22 protein-coding genes are annotated in these 19,828 nt (G+C 65.4%); 15 read left to right on the top strand and 7 right to left on the bottom strand.

Translation table 11 applies throughout. From position 1 onward, the window contains the following. Positions 1 to 231: 231 nt before the first annotated feature. Together NUH86_RS11440 and NUH86_RS11435 are read right to left on the bottom strand one after the other, a co-directional pair. Positions 232 to 690 (bottom strand): NfeD family protein, encoded by a 459-nt coding sequence (locus NUH86_RS11440; RefSeq protein ID WP_267252115.1) that lies wholly within the window; start codon positions 688 to 690, stop codon positions 232 to 234. Then, positions 690 to 1,658, bottom strand: a complete 969-nt coding sequence (locus NUH86_RS11435) for an SPFH domain-containing protein (RefSeq protein ID WP_267249620.1) — start codon at positions 1,656 to 1,658, stop codon at positions 690 to 692. Before NUH86_RS11435 ends, NUH86_RS11440 begins: the two co-directional genes overlap by 1 nt. A 79-nt stretch (positions 1,659 to 1,737) precedes the next feature. On the opposite strand from NUH86_RS11435, the gene NUH86_RS11430 reads away from it, so the two are divergent. Beyond that, positions 1,738 to 2,553, top strand: coding sequence for an HpcH/HpaI aldolase/citrate lyase family protein (locus tag NUH86_RS11430; RefSeq protein WP_267249619.1), 816 nt, complete (start codon positions 1,738 to 1,740; stop codon positions 2,551 to 2,553). A gap of 148 nt (positions 2,554 to 2,701) precedes the next feature. On the opposite strand, the gene NUH86_RS11425 is transcribed toward NUH86_RS11430, so the two are convergent. Then, the gene (locus NUH86_RS11425) at positions 2,702 to 3,094 is read right to left on the bottom strand and encodes a hypothetical protein (RefSeq protein WP_267249618.1); all 393 of its coding nucleotides are present in this window, start codon (positions 3,092 to 3,094) and stop codon (positions 2,702 to 2,704) included. A gap of 18 nt (positions 3,095 to 3,112) precedes the next feature. Between NUH86_RS11425 and NUH86_RS11420 the strand changes: the two genes are divergently transcribed. Beyond that, positions 3,113 to 3,466 (top strand): hypothetical protein, encoded by a 354-nt coding sequence (locus NUH86_RS11420; protein ID WP_267249617.1) that lies wholly within the window; start codon positions 3,113 to 3,115, stop codon positions 3,464 to 3,466. Between the two features lie 132 nt (positions 3,467 to 3,598). Here NUH86_RS11420 and ubiG read toward each other — a convergent pair whose 3' ends face one another. Continuing rightward, the gene (gene ubiG, locus NUH86_RS11415) at positions 3,599 to 4,336 is read right to left on the bottom strand and encodes a bifunctional 2-polyprenyl-6-hydroxyphenol methylase/3-demethylubiquinol 3-O-methyltransferase UbiG (RefSeq protein ID WP_267249616.1); all 738 of its coding nucleotides are present in this window, start codon (positions 4,334 to 4,336) and stop codon (positions 3,599 to 3,601) included. A 162-nt stretch (positions 4,337 to 4,498) separates the two neighbouring features. Here ubiG and NUH86_RS11410 point away from each other — a divergent pair, with 162 nt between their 5' ends. The 3 genes from NUH86_RS11410 to NUH86_RS11400 all read left to right on the top strand — a co-directional run bounded on the left by NUH86_RS11410 (position 4,499) and on the right by NUH86_RS11400 (position 7,898). After that, positions 4,499 to 5,764 carry an aspartate kinase gene (locus NUH86_RS11410; RefSeq protein ID WP_267249615.1) on the top strand — a complete coding sequence of 422 codons (1,266 nt, stop codon included), beginning with the start codon at positions 4,499 to 4,501 and terminating at the stop codon, positions 5,762 to 5,764. A gap of 155 nt (positions 5,765 to 5,919) precedes the next feature. Further along, complete coding sequence (locus tag NUH86_RS11405; protein WP_267249614.1) at positions 5,920 to 6,945, top strand: NAD(P)H-dependent flavin oxidoreductase; 1,026 nt, start codon at positions 5,920 to 5,922, stop codon at positions 6,943 to 6,945. Between the two features lie 113 nt (positions 6,946 to 7,058). Next, positions 7,059 to 7,898: a hypothetical protein gene (locus tag NUH86_RS11400; protein WP_267249613.1), complete on the top strand. Its 840-nt coding sequence runs from the start codon at positions 7,059 to 7,061 to the stop codon at positions 7,896 to 7,898. A 3-nt stretch (positions 7,899 to 7,901) separates the two neighbouring features. Here NUH86_RS11400 and NUH86_RS11395 read toward each other — a convergent pair whose 3' ends face one another. Beyond that, entirely contained in the window at positions 7,902 to 8,336 is a 435-nt protein-coding gene (locus tag NUH86_RS11395) for a winged helix-turn-helix transcriptional regulator (protein ID WP_267249612.1), read from the bottom strand. Between the two features lie 102 nt (positions 8,337 to 8,438). Here NUH86_RS11395 and NUH86_RS11390 point away from each other — a divergent pair, with 102 nt between their 5' ends. The 5 genes from NUH86_RS11390 to NUH86_RS11370 all read left to right on the top strand — a co-directional run bounded on the left by NUH86_RS11390 (position 8,439) and on the right by NUH86_RS11370 (position 11,536). Beyond that, positions 8,439 to 9,179: an SDR family oxidoreductase gene (locus tag NUH86_RS11390; RefSeq protein WP_267249611.1), complete on the top strand. Its 741-nt coding sequence runs from the start codon at positions 8,439 to 8,441 to the stop codon at positions 9,177 to 9,179. A gap of 223 nt (positions 9,180 to 9,402) precedes the next feature. Next, positions 9,403 to 9,765 carry a DUF1428 domain-containing protein gene (locus NUH86_RS11385; RefSeq protein WP_267249610.1) on the top strand — a complete coding sequence of 121 codons (363 nt, stop codon included), beginning with the start codon at positions 9,403 to 9,405 and terminating at the stop codon, positions 9,763 to 9,765. A 12-nt stretch (positions 9,766 to 9,777) separates the two neighbouring features. After that, positions 9,778 to 10,572 carry a VOC family protein gene (locus tag NUH86_RS11380; protein WP_267252114.1) on the top strand — a complete coding sequence of 265 codons (795 nt, stop codon included), beginning with the start codon at positions 9,778 to 9,780 and terminating at the stop codon, positions 10,570 to 10,572. Positions 10,573 to 10,583: 11 nt separating this feature from the next. Beyond that, positions 10,584 to 11,075, top strand: a complete 492-nt coding sequence (locus NUH86_RS11375; protein WP_267249609.1) for a VOC family protein — start codon at positions 10,584 to 10,586, stop codon at positions 11,073 to 11,075. Further along, positions 11,072 to 11,536, top strand: a complete 465-nt coding sequence (locus NUH86_RS11370) for an SRPBCC family protein (protein ID WP_267249608.1) — start codon at positions 11,072 to 11,074, stop codon at positions 11,534 to 11,536. Before NUH86_RS11375 ends, NUH86_RS11370 begins: the two co-directional genes overlap by 4 nt. 123 nt (positions 11,537 to 11,659) lie before the next feature. Here the strand turns inward: NUH86_RS11370 and NUH86_RS11365 are convergent, their stop codons facing one another. Beyond that, on the bottom strand, positions 11,660 to 12,829 hold the full coding sequence (locus NUH86_RS11365) for a pyridoxal phosphate-dependent aminotransferase (protein ID WP_267249607.1): 1,170 nt from the start codon (positions 12,827 to 12,829) through the stop codon (positions 11,660 to 11,662). Between the two features lie 121 nt (positions 12,830 to 12,950). Continuing rightward, complete coding sequence (locus NUH86_RS11360) at positions 12,951 to 14,108, bottom strand: pyridoxal phosphate-dependent aminotransferase (RefSeq protein ID WP_267249606.1); 1,158 nt, start codon at positions 14,106 to 14,108, stop codon at positions 12,951 to 12,953. A gap of 143 nt (positions 14,109 to 14,251) precedes the next feature. Between NUH86_RS11360 and ptsP the strand changes: the two genes are divergently transcribed. The 5 genes from ptsP (at position 14,252) to NUH86_RS11335 (ending at position 19,792) form a co-directional block, all read left to right on the top strand. After that, positions 14,252 to 16,528, top strand: a complete 2,277-nt coding sequence (ptsP, locus tag NUH86_RS11355) for a phosphoenolpyruvate--protein phosphotransferase (protein ID WP_267249605.1) — start codon at positions 14,252 to 14,254, stop codon at positions 16,526 to 16,528. A gap of 91 nt (positions 16,529 to 16,619) precedes the next feature. After that, on the top strand, positions 16,620 to 17,513 hold the full coding sequence (locus tag NUH86_RS11350; protein ID WP_267249604.1) for a helix-turn-helix domain-containing protein: 894 nt from the start codon (positions 16,620 to 16,622) through the stop codon (positions 17,511 to 17,513). Between the two features lie 99 nt (positions 17,514 to 17,612). Further along, positions 17,613 to 18,518: a tetratricopeptide repeat protein gene (locus NUH86_RS11345; protein WP_267249603.1), complete on the top strand. Its 906-nt coding sequence runs from the start codon at positions 17,613 to 17,615 to the stop codon at positions 18,516 to 18,518. 7 nt (positions 18,519 to 18,525) lie between these two features. Then, entirely contained in the window at positions 18,526 to 19,470 is a 945-nt protein-coding gene (gene tilS, locus NUH86_RS11340; RefSeq protein ID WP_267249602.1) for a tRNA lysidine(34) synthetase TilS, read from the top strand. Between the two features lie 130 nt (positions 19,471 to 19,600). Next, complete coding sequence (locus NUH86_RS11335) at positions 19,601 to 19,792, top strand: hypothetical protein (RefSeq protein WP_267249601.1); 192 nt, start codon at positions 19,601 to 19,603, stop codon at positions 19,790 to 19,792. Positions 19,793 to 19,828 lie beyond the last annotated feature (36 nt).

Below are 19,828 nucleotides of genomic sequence, written 5' to 3'. Positions count from 1 at the left end.
GCGGGCCTTTGGCCCGCGCGATCCGCAGGATCGAGCGAACAGGTAAGGGCTGCCCCGCAGCCCTTAGATCATGCCGGGGGCATGATCGACCTGTTCGCTCCCCTCACCCAGCTACGACTAAGGCAGCAAGCTGCCAAGTCTGCGCAACCTCGGCCAGAGTCACGTGCCTCTGGCCGACCCTCAAGGGAGAGGGATTTGGAATGCCCGCCTTCCACCCAAATCGGCCCGTCCTCAGGCCAACTCCACCTTCAACTCGGAGGCTTCTGCGCCGATCACCCTGACCCTCGCGCCGACCGGCGCGTCAGGGCCGCGGCAGGACCATACGCTGTCCCCCACCTTCACCCGCCCATGCCCATTGTCGATCGGTTCGACGACGGTGACGATCTCTCCCACCAGCCGCGCCGTGCGGTCGTTGAGCAGCGGGTCTTGCGAATCCACCGGATTGGCGGTGTACCAGCGCCGTCCGCCCCATACCGAGACGAGGCAAAGGCCCGCGAAAAGCAGCAATTGGGAAGGCACGGAGATCGGAAAGGCGAGGGCGATGAGGCCCGTCACCGCGGCGGCCAGCGCCACCCAGATCAGGAATACGCCAGGCATCAGCACCTCGCCCACGCCGAGCAGCGCGGCGAAGACCAGCCAGCCCCAATGGTCGTCCAGCATGGCGAGCCAGTCCGTCATGCCCGTTCCCATCATGTCTGGGCCTGCCCGAACGGGCCGCGGCGCGGCGCGGTGGGCGTTGGGGGCGGCGGCGCGTCACCCAGCGCCTCCTTCGCCAGCGCGCCGATGCCGCCCAGCGTGCCGATCAACTGGGTCGCCTCGACCGGGAAGAGGATCGTCTTGGCATTGGGGGAGGTGGCGAACTGGCTCACCGCCTCCACATATTTTTGCGCGATGAAATAGTTGATCGCCTGCGCGTTGCCGTTCGCGATGGCGTCCGACACCATCTGCGTCGCCTTGGCTTCCGCCTCCGCCTCGCGCTCGCGGGCTTCGGCGTCGCGGAAGGCGGCTTCGCGGCGGCCCTCGGCTTCCAGTATCTGGCTCTGCTTCTGTCCTTCGGCCTTCAGGATTTCCGAAGCGCGCAGGCCTTCCGATTCCAGGATGAGGGCGCGCTTTTCGCGTTCGGCCTTCATCTGGCGGCCCATGGCGTTGACGATGTCGGCGGGCGGGCGGATGTCCTTCAATTCGACGCGGGTGATCTTGATGCCCCATGCGTTGGTGGCGTGATCGACCACCGACAGCAGGCGGGCGTTGATCTCGTCGCGCTTGGACAGGGTTTCGTCCAGGTCCATCGACCCCATCACCGTGCGCAGGTTGGTGGTGGCGAGCTGCATGATCGCGACATAGAGTTCCGACACTTCATAGGCCGCCTTGGCCGCGTCCAGCACCTGGAAGAACACCACGCCGTCGACCGACACCATGGCATTGTCCTTGGTGATGATTTCCTGCCCCGGAATGTCGACCACCTGCTCCATCATGTTGATCTTCCGCCCGACGGCATAGAAGAAGGCGGGATAGAAATTCAGGCCGGGGCGCGCGACTTCGGTGAAGCGGCCGAAGCGTTCGATGGTATATTGATAGCCCTGGCGCACGACCTTGACGCTCACCGCCAGATAGAAGAGCACCAGGAATGTCACTGTCAGCGCGAATGTCGTCAGCATGCCTGCCCTCCCCTGAAATCCGCTTGGACTATGACGCGAAATCATGAATGGGGAAAGGCAAAGTGATAGGAGTTTCATCATGTTGTTGCGCCACGCCCGATCGCTGCTTTTCCTGCCCGCGTCCAACCCCCGCGCCATCGCCAAGGCGCGGACCTTGCCCTGCGACATGGTGATACTGGACCTGGAGGATGCGGTGCCCGACGACCGCAAGGAAGAGGCGCTGGCCAATGCGGTCGAAGCCGTGGCTGAAGGCTTTGGCGGGCGTCTGGCGGCGGTGCGCATCAATGTCGAGGGCGCGCCGTCGCATGGGCGGGAGATGGTGGCGCTGAAAGGGTCCGCCGTCGATTATGTCGTGCTGCCCAAGGTGGAAACGCCCAAGCAGGTGAAGGATGTGTTCAGCGTCTGCCAGAAACCGGTGATCGCGATGATCGAAAGCGCCGCGGGCGTCGTCGCGGTACAGGCGATCGCGGCGGCGGAGGGCTGCGCGGGGCTGTTCATGGGCAATAACGATCTGCGGCAGGATCTGGGAATTCCGCCGTCTGCCGGACGGGACGGTCTGGCGCTGTCCCTGCAATCGGCCATATTGGCGGCGCGGGCAGCCCGGATCGCGGTGTTCGACGGGGTGTTCAATCGGCTGGACGATGAGGCCGGGTTCGAAAGCGAATGCGCGGCGGGGCATGTTCTGGGCTTTGACGGCAAGACGCTGATCCACCCGAGCCAGGTGCCGGTCGCCAATCAGGTGTTCGGTCCCGATCCCCAGGCCGTGGCGGATGCGCGCCGGCTGATCGAGGCGGCGACCGGCGGCGCCGAGCGCTTCGAGGGACGCATGATCGAAAGCATGCATGTGGAGGAAGCCAGGGCGCTGATCGCCAGGGCCGAGGCTGTGACGAATTAGCCGCTCCCCCGCGCGATGAAGTTATCCGGATGGATAATGGTTATTTGATAGCGGGATGTCGATGAAAGGACGTAATTCCGCGATGCTTCCGGATGCGTCATAAATGTCACTGTCAACAAATAATTAATGGCATTTTTGTGGCAAACTGTTAATATTCAATCTGCGGGGTCCAGCCGATTCTGCGAGGTCCATCATGTCTAGGTTGAGGATGGCGGCGGGTGCCGCCAGTTGTTTCGTCGCGCTCTTTTTTGGCGGTGCTGCGTCTGCGGGGGAGGCACAGTGCTGGCAATCCTATGAAGTCGAAGCGGCGCGAGTCAGAGATCTGCAGATCATGCTGATGCTGGGATCGCTGAAATGCCGGTCGACCAATAGCGAAATAACGGCGAAATATGATAAATTTAATGAAAGAATGGGAAGCGCCGATAAATATAATAGCGCGCTGAAACTGCGTTTCATGCGTGAAAATGGCATAGCCGACGGGCAGCGTGCTTATGACGACTTCATAACCAGGCTTGCCAATAGTCATGTCGATGGCGTTCAAACAGCGGGTTTCTGCCAGATGGCCGATACCTTGCTGACCTTGGCGACCAATGCCGGTGAAAATGAGCTTCCGATGCTGGCCCGGAATTTCTCGGAAAAACCGGCGGGGGTTGGCGAAATATGTGCATTGACGACCGCTGTGGCGGCGGTTCCGGTGAGCGATCCGGTGACGCCGACGGCAGTGGCCGAGGCGGCAGCGCCGCCGCCGGTCACGCCGCAATCCGCCGCGGCCGCGCTGGAGGCGGCTGCGGTCGCGCTCCAGTCGGCTGCGGCGAGCCTCAAGACCCAGCCCGGTGCGGCCAACGCGGTGACGAATGACGCCGCGTCGGATGCGCAACCGACGCTGGTGGCGGTGGCGAAGCCTGTAAGCTGAGAGTTGGAGAGGTGCCGCGCCTTTTGGGGGAGCGCGGCATGGGGGCACTCAGGCCCCGGAGCGCTTTTCAGTCCCCGCTGCGTTCCCTTCGCTTCAACTCCGGTTTGCCGGTCCGGATAAGGCGGCGCGCCTTCACCTCCGCCGATGGCGGGCGGTCAGCAGATAGTTGATCGCCTTGTTGGGCGACAGGATGAAGCCCTTGGCGGGCGTGAAGCTGAGGCCGCTACTGTCGGTGACTTCCAGACCCGCATCTTCCAGCAGCTTCGTCAATTCCTCAGGATTCAGGAATTTGCGCCAGTCGTGCGTGCCCTTGGGAATGCCGCCGATGCTTTCGCCGATGGTGATCATGGCCAGCCGGGACAGCGGCGTGCGGTTAGGGGTCGAGAGGATCAGCAGGCCGTCCGGCGCCAGCTTTTGCGCCAGGGCGGCGATGAAGGCGGCAGGATCCGCGACATGCTCGATCACTTCCATCGATGTGACGAGGTCGAAGCCGCTTTCCTCCAACTGCTCCACCGGGGTCGCGCGATAATCGATGGCGAGGCCTTGCCCGTCGGCATGGCTGCGCGCCACCGCGATATTCTCCTCCGCCGCGTCGAGCGCCGTCAGGGTCGCCCCCATGCGCGCCAGCGGTTCGGAGAGCAATCCCGCGCCGCAACCCACATCCAGTGCCCGCCTGCCCGCGAGAGGGTGGAAGCTCTGGTCATGCCCCGGCCAATGCCGGTCGACGGCGTCGCGGATATAGCGCAGGCGCACGGGGTTGAGTTTGTGCAGCATGGCGCTGCTGCCCTTTGGATCCCACCAGTCGGCGGCCATGCTGCCGAAATGCGCGGCTTCGCGGGGGTCGATGGTGTTGGAAGCTGTGTTCGCCATAATGGTCCTGCTACCAGCGTCCGCCCATCCGCGCCATATGCTCCGCGCCATATGCGCTTTGCGGGTGAGGTTGCCATATTCGCCGCTGCTGCTATAGCGGCGCCGTTTTTGCCCTGTGGGGCGATATTTTCTTTCTTACAATCAGGCAGGCTCGACAGGCAAATGGCGCGCATCGTGATGAAATTCGGCGGCACCTCCATGGCGGGGATGGAGCGAATTCGCAACGTGGCCGCGCGCGTCAAACATGTCGTGGAGCAGGGCCATGAAGTCGCCGTCGTCGTGTCCGCCATGGCGGGCGAGACGGACCGGCTGGTCGGATTCTGCAAGGAAGCCTCGCCGCTTTACGATCCGGCTGAATATGACGTGGTCGTCGCCAGCGGCGAGCAGGTGACGAGCGGCCTGCTCGCCATGACGCTGAAGGCGATGGGCGTGGACGCGCGCAGTTGGCTGGGCTGGCAGCTGCCGATCCGCACCAACGAAGCCCATGCCAAGGCGCGCATCGGGGAGATCGACACGACCGATCTGCTCGCGTCGATGGCATCGGGCACGGTCGCGGTCATCCCCGGCTTCCAGGGCATGATGGAGGATGGCCGCATATCGACCCTGGGCCGGGGCGGTTCGGACACCTCGGCCGTGGCCGTGGCGGCGGCCTTGAAGGCGGATCGCTGCGACATCTATACCGATGTCGACGGCGTCTACACTACCGATCCCCGCATCGTGGCGCGGGCGCGCAAGCTCGACCTCGTCACTTATGAGGAAATGCTGGAACTGGCCTCGGTCGGGGCCAAGGTGCTCCAGACCCGCTCGGTCGGCCTCGCCATGAAGGAAGGCGTGGTCGTGCAGGTGCTTTCCTCCTTCGATGATCCTACCCAGGACGACCTCCCCGGCACGCTGATCGTCAGCGAGGAGGAACTGGAAGCCAAGCTCAAGGAAGACAAGATGGAACGTCAGCTCATCACCGGCATCGCCCATGACAAGAATGAGGCGAAGATCACCCTGACCCGCGTGCCGGACCGTCCGGGCGCGGTGGCGCACATCTTCGGGCCGCTGGCCGCCGCCGCGATCAACGTCGACATGATCATCCAGAATGTCGGCCGCGACAAGGGCGAGACGGACGTGACCTTCACCGTGCCGGGCGCGGACCTGGCGCGGGCGCTGGACGTGCTGGAAGGCCAGAAGGACGTGATCGGCTTCAACCGGGTGATCCCCGATACGAAGGTGGCGAAAGTGTCGGTGGTCGGCGTCGGCATGAAGAGCCATGCCGGCGTGGCTTCGGCCATGTTCCAGGCGCTGGCCGATCGCGGGATCAACATCCTCGCCATCTCGACCAGCGAGATCAAGGTTTCGGTGCTGATCGACGAGGATGAGACGGAACTGGCGGTGCGCGTGCTGCACACCGCCTACGGTCTGGACGCGCCGGTCGGGTAAAAACTGTTCCCCTCCCTCCCAGGGAGGGGCTAGGGGTGGGTGCGAGCGTTAGCGAGCCTCTACCCTGACCGGATAGCTGGGGACGGCGCTGGCGCGCCGACCCACCCCAACCCCTCCCATGAAAGGGAGGGGCTTTTGATTCGATGGAACCAACTATGACGAACGCCAAACTCGCTTCCCTGATGGCTCGCGGCACTGAATTTCTGGGCTGCGATGTCGCGATCCTGTGCGGGGCGATGAGTTGGGTGTCGGAGCGGCATCTGGTCGCGGCCATCTCCAATGCGGGCGGCTTTGGCGTGATCGCCTGCGGCGCGATGACGCCGGACCTGCTCGACAGGGAGATTGCGGCGACCAAGGCGCTGACCTCCAAGCCGTTCGGCGTCAATCTGATCACCATGCATCCGCAGCTTTTCGACCTGATCGATGTCTGCGCCCGGCATGAGGTCGGCCATGTGGTGCTGGCCGGGGGCCTGCCGCCCAAGGGCAGCATAGAGGCGATCAAGGCGCCAAGAGCAGGAGGGGGCGGCGCGAAGCTGATCTGCTTTGCTCCGGCGCTGGCGCTGGCGAAGAAGCTGGCGCGGTCGGGCGTCGACGCGCTGGTGATCGAGGGGATGGAGGCGGGCGGCCATATCGGCCCCGTGTCGACCAGCGTGCTGGCGCAGGAAATCCTGCCGGAAATGGCGTCTCAATTGCCGGTGTTTGTCGCGGGCGGCATCGGGCGCGGCGAGCTGATCGCGGGCTATCTGGAAATGGGCGCGGCGGGCGTGCAACTCGGCACCCGCTTCGCCTGCGCGACCGAAAGCATCGCTCATCCCAATTTCAAGAAGGCCTTCTTCCGCGCTTCGGCCCGCGACGCGATTGCCAGCGTGCAGATCGATCCCCGGCTGCCGGTCATTCCGGTGCGCGCGCTCAAAAATGCGGGCACCGAGGCCTTTACGGTCAAGCAGCGGGAAGTCGCCAATCTGCTCGACAGCGGCGCGGTCGACATGGGCGAGGCGCAGTTGCAGATCGAACATTATTGGGCAGGTGCGCTGCGCCGCGCGGTGATCGACGGCGATGTCGAGGGCGGGTCGCTGATGGCCGGGCAGTCGGTCGGCATGGTCGCCAGGGAGGAACCGGTGGCCGACATCATCGCCCAGTTGATGGACGAAGCGGCGGTGGCGCTGGAGCGGCGCGGCTAAAACAGGACGAGGCGAATCCCTCCCCGGACGAACCGAGCCTTGTCTCGGTCGCCAGGAACGCATGGCTTTGCCATGAGTTTGTTCTGTCCGGATAATGATCGAGGGATTTCAGGGTGCCGTCGCGACCCGTCGTTCGCCGTTTTTTTGAACTTGCATCCGTGACGGCGCTCGCGCTGGTCGCCGGCTGTTCCACGCCGAAGAAGGCCCCGCCCACGCCGCCGCCGCCAGTCGTGCCGACGATCAAGCCGCTGCCGCCCATGGGCGCGGTCGAGGAGATGAGCATTCCGGAGGTTGCGGCGGACGGCAGCTATCTGACCCCCAATCGCGGCGTCACGGCCAATACGGCACTCTGGCACGTGCGCATGGCGCTGAACGTGGCGGCATTATCCTGTTATGGCGTCAACGAACCGGCCCGCATCCAATATAACCGGATATTGCATGTGCATCAGGCGGCGCTGCGGGAGGCGAATGCGGCGGTCGACCGCAATTATCTGGCCGCCTACGGGACAGGCGGGTTGAAGGCGCGGGAGTTGCTGAACACCGTCGTCTATAATTTCTTCGCCCTGCCGCCGGTGACGAAAAGCTTCTGTCCGGTGGCGATCGACGTCGGCGCGAAGATCCTCGCCATGCCCTCCAGCCAGTTGCTGGCCTATGCGCCCGAAGCGCTGACGACGCTGGAAAAGCCGTTCCAGGATTTCTACGCCGCCTATGCCGATTATCTGAAGCGTCTGGCGGAGTGGCAGTCGCGCTTCGGCGGAACGGTGACGGTGGTGGTGTCGCCCACGCCGCTGCCGCCGCCGCCGATGGCGCCCAGGGAAGTCGCGTCCGGCTTCGTGCCCGGTGTGGGCGCTATGACGCCGCCATCGGCCATGGCGCCGGGCACGCCGGTGCGGATCGAGGTGCCGACATTCCCGCTGACGCCCATGCGCGAGACGTTCGTTCCGGTGGAATAGCTGTCAGTCGCGCGTGTCGAACCGGCGGCGCGATTCCTCCACCGCTTCCAGATGGCGCTCCGCCCACACCCAGACGCCGCAAAATGCGGCGCTCAGGCTGTTGCCGAGCGGCGTCAGCGCATAGTCGACGCGCGGCGGCACGACGGGATGAACCGTGCGGGTGACAAGGCCGTCGCGCTCCATCTGGCGCAGCGTCTGGGTCAGCATCTTCTGGCTGATGCCCTCCACCTGTTCCGCGATGCGGGTGAAGCGCAACGTGCCCTTTTCCTCCAGCAGTTCCAGGACCAGCAACGTCCATTTGTCGGCGATGCGGCCGATCAGGTCGTTCACGAGTCGCTCGATTCGCGGGTCGAGCGGCGCTTCGGGATTGGCCTCGATAAAGGCTTCCGCTTCGGCGATTTCATGGGGAGCGAAGCGCTTTTCCAGCGGATTTTCCATTTCTCACTTTCCGGTATGTATAGAACTTTATGGTGCCTTCTTTCCAAAAGAGAGTAAAGGCATAAATTGCCGGTCACATCATGGCTTCAAAGGAGACGACCCATGCGGAAAAGCGGCAACACCATCCTCATCACCGGCGGCGGATCGGGCATCGGCGCGGCGCTGGCCCATGAATTATATGCGGCCGGCAATCAGGTGATCATCGCCGGACGGCGGCAGGCGGCTTTGGATGCCGTCGTGGCGGATCATCCGGGCATGGCGGCTTTGACCGTCGATATGGGGGACGCGGCGGCGATCGCGGCCTTTGCCGACAGGCTGGTCGCGGATTTCCCGGCGCTCAACGTCGTGATCCACAATGCCGGGATCATGGTGGTGGAGGACCGGATCGACCTGGCCATCGCGGAGGCGACCGTCGTCACCAATTTGCTGGGGCCGATCCGGCTGACCCATGCCCTGTTGCCGCATCTGCTGGCGCAGCCCGCCGCGACGCTGATGACGGTGACGTCGGGCCTGGCCTTTGTCCCGCTGGCGGCGACGCCGACCTATAGCGCGACCAAGGCGGCGCTCCATAGCTGGTCGCAGTCGATGCGCTGGCAGCTCAAGGGGACCGGCGTCGAAGTGATCGAACTGGCGCCGCCGGGCGTGCAGACCGACCTGATGCCGGGGCATGCGGAAAACCCGCAGATGATGCCGCTGGACGAATTTATCGCGGAGGTCATGGGGCTGCTGCGGCAGGAACCCGCGCTGGAGGAAATCTGCGTCGAGCGGGTGAAGTTCCTGCGCGAAGCGGAGCGGCGCGGTGAATTCGACCAGGTGTTCGGGGTGCTGAACGCGGGGCATTGAACGAAGCGCCCGCCGCCGCTTGCAGAGGCGGAGCCAGCCTCCTATCCTGGCAACAGCCTTTCACGAGGCGGTGGGCGCGGCGCCGCGCAAATCCCCGACGCGCATGCAACCGCGCACGTGCTGCTGGCGTTGAGCGAAGCGAGCCGGGCGGATGTCGAGGCGGCGATGGCGGCCACCAGCCAGGGGGGGCGCCTGCACTCTGCCTTTCATGAGGAGAGACGTCATGAGCTATATGGACGGTTTCGTGATCCCGGTGCCGAAGGGCAACAAGGAACGGTACAGGGAAGTGGCGGCCTATGCCGCGCCGATCTTCATCGAACATGGCGCGCTGCGGATCGTGGAATGCTGGGCGAACGACATCAAGCCGGGCAAGGTCAACGACTTCCGCACCGCCGTCATCGCGGAGGAGGATGAGGATGTCGTCTTTTCCTGGATCGAATGGCCCGACAAGGAAACGCGCGACGCAGGCGCGGAGAAGGTCATGAACGACCCCCGGATGCAGCCGAAGGAGGGGGAGGATATGCCCTTCATCGGCGCGCGGCTGATCTATGGCGGTTTCGAGGTGTTGCTGGACGCCAAGGCTTGAGGGAGAGGGATGATGACCGATCTGAACGGCAGATTCTTCTGGTATGAACTGATGACCAGCGATCCGGCGGCGGCCCTGGCCTTTTACGGCGATGTCGTCGGCTGGACGGCGCAGGCCTTTGGCGGCGGCCATGACTATCAGGTGGTTTCGGGCAGCGCCGGGCCGACCGGCGGGATCATGGCGATCCCGGCGGAGGCGGCGGCACATGGCATGACGCCATGGTGGGGCGGCTATATCGGATCGGCGGATGTGGATGCCGATGCCGAAAGGCTGACCGCGGCGGGCGGCAGCGTGAAGCGCGCGCCGGAGGATATAATCGGCGTCGGGCGCTTCGCGGTGATGGCCGATCCGGGCGGGGCGGCGTTCATGCTGCTCAAGGGGTCCAGTCCGGACGGGATGGATGCGCCGTCGCCGATGGCGAACGGGCATATCGGCTGGCATGAATTGTACAGCGGCGATTTCGACGCCGATCTGGCCTTCTACACATCCCAGTTCGGATGGGGGAAGGGCGAGGCGATGGATATGGGCGAGATGGGCAGTTACCAGCTTTTCTCGCAGGACGGGTCGACGGACTTTGACGGCATGAGCGGCGGCATGATGGCGCGACCCACGGAAATGCCCGTGCCGCTTTGGCTGTTCTACTTCGTCGTGCCGGATATCGATGTCGCGACCGACAAGGTGAAGGCGGGCGGCGGCACCGTGCTGAACGGGCCGATGCAGGTGCCGGGCGGGGCATGGATCATCCAGGCGACCGATCCGCAGGGCGCGATGTTCGCGCTGGTCGGCATGCGCGCGGTCGAGGGATAAGGAGAAGGGCCATGTCCAGTATTTCACCCTGCCTGTGGTATAATGGGCAGGCGGAGGAAGCGGCGCGCTTCTACGTCTCCATCTTCGGCGGGTCGGTGGATTTCATCAACCGCTTTCCGCCGGATCAGCCCACGCCTGCCCCCTTCAAGGGCGGGGATGTGCTGATGGTCGAATTCACCCTGTTCGGCGACAGCTATCAGGCATTGAACGGCGGGCCGGAATTCGGCTTTACCGAGGCGGTTTCGCTGTCCGTCGCGTGCAGGGATCAGGCGGAGATCGACCGCTATTTCGACGCCCTGACCGCCGATGGGGGGTCGCCGGGGCCGTGCGGTTGGCTGAAGGACAAATATGGCCTGTCCTGGCAATTGGTGACGCAGGAGATCATGGACCTCTACAAGACCGGCGACGGGCCGGGCATCCAGCGGATGATGACGGAGATGATGACCATGCAGAAGCTGGATACCGCCCGGATGAAGGCGGCTTTCGAAGGCGCGGCGTCATGAGCGCGGAATATGAACTGTCGGTGACATGCCATATCGCCGCGCCGCGGGGGATCGTATGGCGGGTGTGGACGGACCTGAAGGACGAGTGGTTCTGTCCCAAGCCCTGGCGCGCCGAGGTGATCGAGGAGGATATGCGGCCCGGCGGGCGGAGCGCGGTGCGCATGTTCGGTCCCGATGGCGAGGATACGGGACCGATGGAGGGCGTGTTTCTGGAGGTGGTGCCGCAGGAAAAGGTCGTGACCACCGACGCCTATGCTTCGGGATGGATTCCGCAGACGCCCTTCATGACGGCGATCTGGAGCTTTGCCGATGAGGGGGAGGGAACGCGCTTCACAGCCACGGCCCGGCATTGGGATGCGGAAACGCTGAAGAAGCATAAGGAAATGGGCTTCCATCCTGGGTGGGACCAGATGGCGGAGCAGTTCAAGGCATTATGCGAGGCGTCGGCGGCGAGCGCTTAGGGAGGGGCTTTCTAATCCTCCCCACGCTTCGCGCAGGGAGGATTTGGCGTAACGCTGTCGATGCAAAGAAAAAGGGCGCCCGGCACATGCCGGACGCCCTTCGTGCGGCCCTTGGGAACAGGATCAGCCCTTGTAGACCTTCTCCACCGCCGAGCGGAATTTCGCCATGTCGTCCGCCGAACCGACGGTGACGCGGGATACGGTGGGCCAGATCGGCCAGTTGCGCCCGATCTGCACCTTTTCCGGCGTGGCGAGGAGGGCGGCCTGCATCTCCTTGGCAGGCTTGGTCTTCCAATCCACCATGAACATGTTGGCGTGGCTGCCGGGATGCACTTCTATGCCCTTCTTGGCGAGCCAGGCGATGGTTTCGTCGCGGTTGGCGATCATCTCCGCGCGGCGGGCCTTGATCAGGCCCGTTTCGGAATAGACCGCGTTGCCGCAGGCCATGGCGGTGATCGACAGGCCGCCCGCCGTGGGGCCGAACAGGCTGATGCGCTTCTGCACTTCGGGGTCCGCGAAGGTCAGGCCCAGCCGCACGCCCGCCATGCCGAACAGCTTGGAGAAGGTCCGCATGACGATCAGGTCCTTGCGGCCCGCCACCAGCTTCGCGGCGTTGGGGCCGTCATACCAGTGGATATAGGCTTCATCGACCAGCAGGAAGGAATCCTTGGGCTTGTTCGCCAGCAGCCATTCGATGTCGGCCATCGGCGTGATGGTGCCGGTGGGGTTGTTGGGCGTGCAGATATAATAAAGCCCGGCATTGGGATTGGCGGCCAGCATCGCCTTGACGTCATGGCCCTGGCCGATGGCCTGGGGCGCCTTGGCGATGGGGGCCTTCAGATAATCGGCGGTGCGCCAGGCGGATTCGAAGGTCGGATCGGCGGTGACCAGCCCCTTGGTGGGCGAGCAGAAGGCCGCCACCGTGCTGACCAGCGGGCCGCCCGAACCCGGCCACAGCATGACGTGGGATTCCGGAATGCCCTCCACCTTGGCGACGGTGGCGATCAGGTCGCCCTTGTAATTGTCCGGATCGTACCAGTTGCCGACCGCGGCGGCCTTCGCGGCGGCCTGCACGCCGGGTTCGAACGGGCCGGTCCAGCATTCGTTGGCGCCGATCCGCACCGCGCCCTTGATGCCGCGCCCCGCCTGCTGCTGCGCGAGGGCGGGCTGGACCAGCAGGTTGCCGGCCGCCGCGCCGGCAGCCATGAGGGCGGAAATCTTGCCGATCGTGCGGCGGGAATAGCCCCGTTCGAGCAGGTCTTCGCGGGCGTCCTTATCCAACATCATGGTCATGTCGTCTGTTCCCCTTTTCGTTCCACAACTGCGCATATTCCAAAGGGGAGGAACGAAAGGGGCGGCGCATTTCCGCAATGCGCCGCCCCCGGATTTCAAAATTTTATGCGTTTTCCCGCAGTCAGGCTTTCCAGACCTTGTCCACGGCGTCGCAGAAGGCCTTCATCTCTTCCGCCGAGCCGACGGACACGCGGGAAACCGTGGGCCAGATCGGCCAGTTGCGCCCGATCTGCACATTTTCGGCCAGGAGCGTGGCCTGCATCTCCTTGGCGGGCTTGCCCCAATCGACCATGAACATATTGGCCTGGCTGCCGGGGATCACCTTGATCCCCTTCTTCTTCAGATGCGTGACGGCCATTTCGCGGTTGGCGATCATTTCGGCGCGGCGCGCCTTGATAAGGTCGGCCTGCGCCACCGACACGGTGCCGCAGGCGACGGCGGTCATCGGCAGCATCGCCGTCACCTGGCCCCCGTCATAGCGCATCATCTTTTCCATGATGGCGGGGCTGGAGAAGGTGAGGCCCAGGCGCATGCCCGCCATGCCGAACAGCTTGGAGAAGGTGCGCAGGATCAGCACGTCGTCGCGGGTCGCGGCCATCTTCGCGGCGTTGGGGCCGTCGAACCAGTGGATATAGGCTTCGTCGACGACCAGGATCGCGTCCTTGGGCTTGTTGTCGGCCAGCCACTGGATGTCGGCGAGCGAGGTCATCGTGCCGCTGGGATTGTTGGGCGAGCAGATATAATAGACGCCCGCATTGGGGTCTGCCGCCAGCATCGCCTTCACGTCATGGGCGTAATCCTTGGTCAGCGGCACCTTCGTCACCTTCGCGCCCAGCCAGTCGCCGGTGCGCCAGATGGCTTCATAGGTCGGGTTGCCGGTGACGATGCCGCGCGTGGGCGAGGCATAGGCGACAGCGACGCGGCTCAGCGGATCGCTGGAGCCGGGCCAGGCGGTGATGCGGTCGGCGGGAATGCCCTCCACGGCGGCGACGGCGGCGAACAGCTTGGCATGTTCGTCATTGGGCTCGTAACGATTGCCCTCCTGCACCAGCTTGTAGGCGGCTTGCGCGGCGACCGGGAAGGGGCCGGTCCAGCATTCGTTGGCGCCGATGCGCACGGCGCCCTCGACAGCCTTCGCGGCCTGCTGCGCCACGGCGCCGGTGACGCGCAGGGCAGCCGCGCCCGCGCCCAGCAAAGCCGCGACCTTGCCCATCTGGCGGCGGGAATAGCCCCGTTCGATCAAATCCTGTTCGAACGCCTTGTTGTCGATTTCTGCCATATACTCATCTCCCTGAATCTCGAGATTTTACGGCTGTAAACGAAAGCATCGTCCATTTCCGCCATAACCGTCCAGGGAAAATCCGCCGGAACCGCACATATTCGCCTTGGAAAGCGGAGGCGCGATCTGTTAGCGCTTTACCCATGCCCAGCACGCCCGCCGCCGCCGCCCGCCAGATACTCATCCGCCTGCAGGAAGTCATGGCGGCGCGCACCAGCGCGCAGGCGAAGCTGAACAAGGTGGTGGAGATCATCGGCGAATCCCTGTCGAGCGAGGTCTGCTCCATCTATCTGGTGCGCGAAGGGCTGCTGGAACTGTTCGCCACCCGGGGTTTGAAGCAGGAGGCCGTCCACGTCACCCGCATGGCGATGGGCGAGGGGCTGGTCGGCATGATCGCCACCAATGTGGAGACGCTGAACCTGGACGAGGCGGCGTCCCATCCCGACTATAGCTATCGCCCGGAAACGGGGGAGGAACTGTTCCACAGCTTCGCCGGCGTGCCGATCGTGCGGCGGGAGCGCGCCATCGGCGTGCTGTGCGTCCAGCATGTCGAGCCGCGCCGCTATGAGGAAGTGGAGATAGAGGCGTTGCAGACCGTGGCGATGGTGATGTCCGAATTGATCGCCAATGCGGAACTGGCCGATGACGGTCCGCTGGACAGCCGGGTGCAGGATACGGGCAGTTTGGTGCTGCACGGGTTGCAGCTCGTCATGGGCATGGCGCGGGGGCATGTGGTGTTCCACCAGCCGCGCGTGCATATCGAACATACCGTCGCCGAGGATACGGAGGCGGAGCGCGCCCGCGTCATTTCCGCCTTCACCAAGATGCGCGAGCAGATCGACCGCATGACCGGCGCGGCCGAATTCGGCACGGAGGGCGAGCATCAGGAGGTGCTCGAAACCTACAAGATGTTCGCCTATGACGAGGGTTGGGCGCGGCGCATCAACGAAGCGATCGACAGCGGCCTGACCGCCGAGGCCGCCATAGAGCGCGTGCAGCAGCGCACCCGCATGCGCATGCGGCAGATAGACGACCCCCTGCTCCAGGACCGGATGCACGATCTGGAGGATATGGCGAACCGGCTGCTGCGCATCGTGTCGGGGCAGTTGGGCACGGCGGCGCAGCTTGGATTGCGGCAGGACGCCATCCTGATCGCCCGCAACCTGGGGCCGGCGGAACTGCTGGAATATGACCGGCGGCGGCTGAAAGGGGTGATATTGGAGGAAGGGTCGCTGACCGCCCATGTCACCATCGTCGCCCGCGCGATGGGCGTGCCGGTGCTGGGCCGCGTGCGCGACATCCGCCATCAGGTGAATGAGGGCGACCTGATCCTGATGGACGTGGCCGACAACAACCTGCTGATCCGCCCGACGCCCGACATGGAGGAGGCGTTCGAGAACAAGCTGCATGTGACGCAGAAGCGCCGGGCCGAATTCGTGGCCATGCGCGACCTGCCCTCCGTCACCGTCGACGGGCAGCGGATCGAATTGATGGTGAATGCGGGTCTGCGCGAGGATGCGCAGGCGCTGGACCTGGTCGGCGCGGACGGCATCGGCCTGTTCCGCACCGAATTCCAGTTCCTGGTGTCCGCCACGCTGCCGCAGCGGGAGAAGCAGCAGCGGCTCTATCGCGACGTGCTGGACGCGGCGGGCGACCGGCCGGTCATCTTCCGCACCGTCGACATCGGCGGCGACAAGGCGCTGCCCTATATGTCCCGCGACGCGGAGGAGGAGCTGGAGGACAATCCCGCCATGGGCTGGCGCGCATTGCGGCTGGCGCTGGACCGGGATGGCCTCATGAAGGCGCAGGCCCGCGCCCTGCTGGAGGCGGCGGCGGGCAAGGTGCTGCACGTCATGTTCCCGATGGTGTCGGAACCCTGGGAATATGAGCAGGCGAGGGCGCTGGTCGAACATCAGCGCGAATGGCTGGTGGCGCAGAAGAAGAAATTGCCGGTCGCGATACGCTATGGCGCGATGCTGGAGGTGCCCGCGCTGGCGGAGGTGCTGGACCTGCTGCTGCCCAGGCTGGATTTCCTGTCGATCGGCACCAATGACCTGACGCAGTTCCTGTTCGCCGCCGACCGCGCCCATCCCCGGCTGGCGGAGCGTTACGACTGGCTCAGCATCGCCATATTGCGCTTCCTGGACCGCGTGGTGCGCGCCTGCGAGGCGCATGAGGTGCCCGTCGGCGTCTGCGGCGAGATGGGCGGGCGCACGCTGGAGGCGATGGCGCTGATCGGTCTGGGCGTGCGGCGTCTGTCGATCACCCCGGCGTCGGTCGGGCCGGTCAAGGCGATGATCCGCACGCTGGATGCGACCGAACTGCGCGGCGTCATGCGCGACCTGCTGGACAGGGGCGTGGTCGATATTCGTTCGGCGCTGGTCGACTGGGCCGGTGAACATGCTATTGAATTGAATTAAAGGGTTTGTGGCGGTACGTCGGGCCTACGCAGCGTTGACAACCCCTGTCCCGCAATGAGACAAGACCGGCCTTCATAAGTCGCGGAGCAGCATGGCAGAAGAAGCGGAACAGGAACCCGGCGTCGCGGCGCCGGAACAGCGGCCCGGCACTCCCGGCGCGCGCCTGCGCGCCGCGCGGGAGGCGCAGGGATTGTCGATACAGGATATCGCCACCCGGACGCGCATCGCCCAGCGGCAGTTGGAGGCGATCGAGCGCGATGATTATGCCGCCCTGCCCGGCATTCCCTATGCGGTCGGTTTCGCCCGCGCCTATGCCCGCGCCATCGACGTGGATGAGGTGGCGATCGCCGCCGACGTGCGCAACGCCGTGCATAATGCGGACCTGGGCAGCAACCGTTATGAAGCGTTCGAACCTGCCGATCCGGCGCGCGTGCCATCCCGCGCGCTGGCCTGGACGGCGGCGGCCATCGTCGTGGTCCTGGTGGTGGGCTTCGCCGTCTGGCGCACGCAGGTGATGACGCCGCCGACAGGGGAGGAGATTGCCGCCCAACAGGCCGCGCCCGTGCCTGCGACGGTGAAACCGGCGGGCGCGCGCCCTGCCGCGCCGGTGGTGCAGGCAGTCGTGTTCACCGCGAATGACGATGTGTGGCTGCGCATCTATGACGAGGCGGGCGAGCGGCTGAAGGACGGGCTGATGAAGAAGGGGGAAAGCTTCACCCTTCCCGCCAATGCCCGCAATCCGATGATCCTGACCGGGCGGCCGCAGGCGCTGAGCGTGACGGTCGGCGGCAAGCCCATCGCGCCGCTGGGACCGCCGGATCGCACCATCGCCGACGTGCCCGTCAGTGCAGAGGCGCTGCTGGCGCGCGCGGCGCCTGCTGCGGTGACGGGGCAGGCCGCTCCGGCCCCAGCCCCCACTCCTCCAGCTTCCTCTCCTCCGGTCTCCTCTGCTCCGGTCGCGCCCGCGCCCGCCGCTGCCGACTGATCCGTTCAGGGGCGATTCAGCGGAATTTGGCGCAAAGTCATGCTTTACCGGGCGGATTATCGCCTTATGGTTAAGGCCGAATATTAGTCGGGGATCATCATGCGTAACGCTTTTTTCGCGACGGCCGCACTGGCGCTGATCGTGCTCGCGCCGCCGGCCGCGGCCCAGAATGTCAGCGTCGACGTTCGGGTCGACCGGCTGGAAAAGGAAATGCGCGCCGTGCAGCGCAAGGTGTTTCCCGCCGGCGCGCCGCTGGAGGCGGAGATCACGCGCCCCGCCGCGCCCGCCATCGTGCCGGGATCGCCATCCTCCACGCCGGTCGCTGACCTGACGGCGCGGGTGAACGCGCTGGAATCGCAGCTTGCTTCCGTCACCGGGCAGGTCGAGGAAAACAGTTTCAAGCTGAAGCAGCTGGAGGATGCCTTCAACCGCTACAAGGCGGAGCAGGAAAGCCGCGCCGCGCCCGCCGTGGTGCCGCCGCCTGCCGTCGCCCCCTCCGCTCCGGCGGCGGCGGCGGCGGCGGCCCGGCCCACCGCGCCGCGCCCGGCGGCCAATGGCGCAAGCGAGGAGCGCAAGACCGCCGTCGCCGCGATCGAGCGGCCCTTGACCGGGAACGAGGCGGACGACGCCTATAGCTATGGCTTCCGCCTGTGGAGCGCGAAATTCTATCCGGAGGCGCAGGCGCAGTTGAAGGCCACGGTCGACAAATATGGTTCGACCCCCGTCGCCAGCAAGGCCGCGAACCTGCTGGGCCGCGCCTATCTGGACGACGGCAAGCCCGCGCTGGCGTCTGTCGCCTTCTACGAAAATTACCAGAAGCGGCCCAAGGGCGACCGCGCCGCCGACAGCCTGGCCTATCTGGGCGAGGCGCTGATCCAGCTCAAGAAACCCGCCGACGCCTGCAAGGTCTATGCGGAGCTGGAGCAGGTCTATGGCGGCAGCCTGTCGACCGGCCTGCGCGGCATGATGGACAAGGGCCGGGCCAGGGCCAAGTGCACGGCCTGAGCGCCGCATGGCCGAGGGCGATCTTGAAACGCAACTGAGGCAAGCGGTCCAGGCTCTGTTGGACAATGCCGCCAGCGCCCGTTTCGGTGTAGCGGTGTCGGGCGGGCCGGACAGCATGGCCTTGCTCGATCTGGCGGCGCGGGTCTTTCCGGGACGGGTCGAGGCGGCGACGGTCGACCATGGCTTGCGGGAGGCTTCGGCGGACGAGGCGGCGATGGTCGCGGACTGGTGCATGGACGCGGGGATCGCGCATGCGACGCTGCATCCGCACGGCGCGGTGCGGGGCAATGTGCAAAGTTGGGCGCGGACGCAGCGCTATGCCCTGCTGGAAGAGTGGCGGGCGGCGCGGGGGCTGGACTGGCTGCTGACCGCGCATCATGCCGACGACCAGTTGGAAACGCTGCTGATGCGGCTCAACCGGGGCGCGGGGGTCGGCGGGCTTGCGGGTGTGCGGGCGCGGCAGGGCGTGGTGCTGCGGCCTTTGCTGGGCGTGCGCAAGGCTCAATTGCTGGCCTATGCGCTGGAGCGGGGCCTGCGGTATGTGACGGACCCTTCGAACAGCGATCCGCGCTTCGACCGGGCGGCGTTGCGTGCCGCCCTGGCGGACGTGGACTGGATGGACGCGGCTGCGGCGGGACGCAGCGCGGCGGCGCTGGCGGAGGCTGAGGAGGCGCTGGACTGGATGGTCGACGGGATCGAGGCGAATCATGTCCGGCCGGACGGAGAGGGGCTGGCGCTGGATCGGACGGACCTGCCGCGCGAACTGCTGCGCCGGTTGGTCCTGCGGATGATCGAGCGTTTGCAGCCCGATGCCCCGCCGCCGCGGGGGGATGCGATCGACCGGCTGATCGCGGCGGCGCGCCGGGGCGGGAAGATGAGCATCGGCCGCCTCGTGCTCAAGGGCGGGTCATGCTGGACCCTGAAGGTTGCACCGCAGCGCAAGTGGCAATGAGGTCGTTACGCAAAGGTTCCACGGCCCGGCGCGCCAGCCCCACAATCCGTCGATTCGACCCCGTGCAATGACCTTTCCTTAACGTCTTTGGTGGTTAATGAAGAGGTTTGAGCGTGGGAATTTTCGATTCATGATGGAATTTGCGGCACTGACTTATGGTCTGCTGGCCAGTGTCATCCTTTCGGCGGCGCAGCGTAACCGGCGCCTGGCGCAGCCTCATCCGCCGATGCTGCTTTATGCGGGCTATCTGCTGTGCGGCATATCGGCGGGGATGGCGGCGATCCTGGCCTATATCGCCCTGTCGCAAATTGTCGGCGGTTGACGCGGGGGCGTCGCGCTTGCGATTTTGCGGCGGCAC

This window comes from Sphingobium sp. JS3065 (genome assembly GCF_026427355.1).
Classification (GTDB): Bacteria; Pseudomonadota; Alphaproteobacteria; order Sphingomonadales; family Sphingomonadaceae; genus Sphingobium.
Note: the sequence above shows the minus strand (reverse complement) of the source record. Positions and strands in the feature narration are given on the sequence as shown.

What these genes read in the sequence shown, in the direction of transcription:
- tilS (WP_267249602.1), top strand. Translation starts at nt 18,526, where the DNA reads ATGGCCGAGGGCGATCTTGAAACGCAACTGAGGCAAGCGGTCCAGGCT.
- NUH86_RS11420 (WP_267249617.1), top strand. Translation starts at nt 3,113, where the DNA reads ATGGCCGATACCTTGCTGACCTTGGCGACCAATGCCGGTGAAAATGAG.
- NUH86_RS11405 (WP_267249614.1), top strand. Translation starts at nt 5,920, where the DNA reads ATGACGAACGCCAAACTCGCTTCCCTGATGGCTCGCGGCACTGAATTT.
- NUH86_RS11370 (WP_267249608.1), top strand. Translation starts at nt 11,072, where the DNA reads ATGAGCGCGGAATATGAACTGTCGGTGACATGCCATATCGCCGCGCCG.
- NUH86_RS11390 (WP_267249611.1), top strand. Translation starts at nt 8,439, where the DNA reads ATGCGGAAAAGCGGCAACACCATCCTCATCACCGGCGGCGGATCGGGC.
- ptsP (WP_267249605.1), top strand. Translation starts at nt 14,252, where the DNA reads ATGCCCAGCACGCCCGCCGCCGCCGCCCGCCAGATACTCATCCGCCTG.
- ubiG (WP_267249616.1), bottom strand. Translation starts at nt 4,336, where the DNA reads ATGGCGAACACAGCTTCCAACACCATCGACCCCCGCGAAGCCGCGCAT.
- NUH86_RS11395 (WP_267249612.1), bottom strand. Translation starts at nt 8,336, where the DNA reads ATGGAAAATCCGCTGGAAAAGCGCTTCGCTCCCCATGAAATCGCCGAA.
- NUH86_RS11350 (WP_267249604.1), top strand. Translation starts at nt 16,620, where the DNA reads ATGGCAGAAGAAGCGGAACAGGAACCCGGCGTCGCGGCGCCGGAACAG.
- NUH86_RS11365 (WP_267249607.1), bottom strand. Translation starts at nt 12,829, where the DNA reads ATGACCATGATGTTGGATAAGGACGCCCGCGAAGACCTGCTCGAACGG.
- NUH86_RS11380 (WP_267252114.1), top strand. Translation starts at nt 9,778, where the DNA reads ATGACCGATCTGAACGGCAGATTCTTCTGGTATGAACTGATGACCAGC.
- NUH86_RS11410 (WP_267249615.1), top strand. Translation starts at nt 4,499, where the DNA reads ATGGCGCGCATCGTGATGAAATTCGGCGGCACCTCCATGGCGGGGATG.
- NUH86_RS11430 (WP_267249619.1), top strand. Translation starts at nt 1,738, where the DNA reads ATGTTGTTGCGCCACGCCCGATCGCTGCTTTTCCTGCCCGCGTCCAAC.
- NUH86_RS11335 (WP_267249601.1), top strand. Translation starts at nt 19,601, where the DNA reads ATGATGGAATTTGCGGCACTGACTTATGGTCTGCTGGCCAGTGTCATC.
- NUH86_RS11435 (WP_267249620.1), bottom strand. Translation starts at nt 1,658, where the DNA reads ATGCTGACGACATTCGCGCTGACAGTGACATTCCTGGTGCTCTTCTAT.
- NUH86_RS11440 (WP_267252115.1), bottom strand. Translation starts at nt 690, where the DNA reads ATGGGAACGGGCATGACGGACTGGCTCGCCATGCTGGACGACCATTGG.
- NUH86_RS11345 (WP_267249603.1), top strand. Translation starts at nt 17,613, where the DNA reads ATGCGTAACGCTTTTTTCGCGACGGCCGCACTGGCGCTGATCGTGCTC.
- NUH86_RS11385 (WP_267249610.1), top strand. Translation starts at nt 9,403, where the DNA reads ATGAGCTATATGGACGGTTTCGTGATCCCGGTGCCGAAGGGCAACAAG.
- NUH86_RS11375 (WP_267249609.1), top strand. Translation starts at nt 10,584, where the DNA reads ATGTCCAGTATTTCACCCTGCCTGTGGTATAATGGGCAGGCGGAGGAA.
- NUH86_RS11360 (WP_267249606.1), bottom strand. Translation starts at nt 14,108, where the DNA reads ATGGCAGAAATCGACAACAAGGCGTTCGAACAGGATTTGATCGAACGG.